The 628-nt window shown below is 63.9% G+C and carries 1 protein-coding gene; it reads left to right on the top strand.

Going from position 1 to position 628, the window contains the following annotated elements; translation table 11 throughout:
- A partial coding sequence (locus IE267_RS39320; protein ID WP_189766578.1) for an AMP-binding protein occupies positions 1-628 on the top strand: 628 nt, incomplete at both ends.

Genomic DNA, 628 nt, shown 5'->3' with positions numbered 1-628 from the left:
GACGTATGAGTTGTGGGTGCCTCTGTTGAATGGTGGGGCTGTGGTGGTGGCTCCTGCGGGGGATGTTGATGTGCCGGGGCTTGGGCGTGTGATTGCTCGGCGGGGTGTGACGGCGTTGTGGTTGACGAGTTCGTTGTTCGATGTGGTGGCTGAGCTGGCGCCGGGGTGTCTGGCTGGGGTGCGTGAGGTGTGGACGGGGGGTGAGGCGGTTTCTGGTTCGTCTGTGCGGCGTGTTCAGGAGGTGTGTCCGTCTCTGGTGGTGGTGGATGGTTATGGGCCGACGGAGACGACGACGTTCGCGACGTGTTTTCGGGTGGGTGCGGGTTTTGTGGGTGGGTCGGTGGTTCCGATCGGTGGTCCGATGGCGAACATGCGGGCTTATGTTCTCGATGGGGGTCTGCGGCCGGTGGTGCCGGGTGTGGTGGGTGAGTTGTATGTGGGTGGTGTGGGTGTGGCTCGTGGTTATGTGGGCCGGCCTGGTCTGACGGCGGAGCGGTTTGTTGCGGATCCGTATGGGGTGGTGTCCGGTGCGCGTATGTATCGGACGGGGGATCTGGTGCGTCGGGGTGCGGGTGGGGTGCTGGAGTTTGTGGGGCGGGTGGATGAGCAGGTCAAGATTCGTGGGTTC

The organism is Streptomyces xanthochromogenes (genome assembly GCF_014650455.1).
GTDB lineage: Bacteria > Actinomycetota > Actinomycetes > Streptomycetales > Streptomycetaceae > Streptomyces > Streptomyces xanthochromogenes.
Note: the sequence above shows the minus strand (reverse complement) of the source record. Positions and strands in the feature narration are given on the sequence as shown.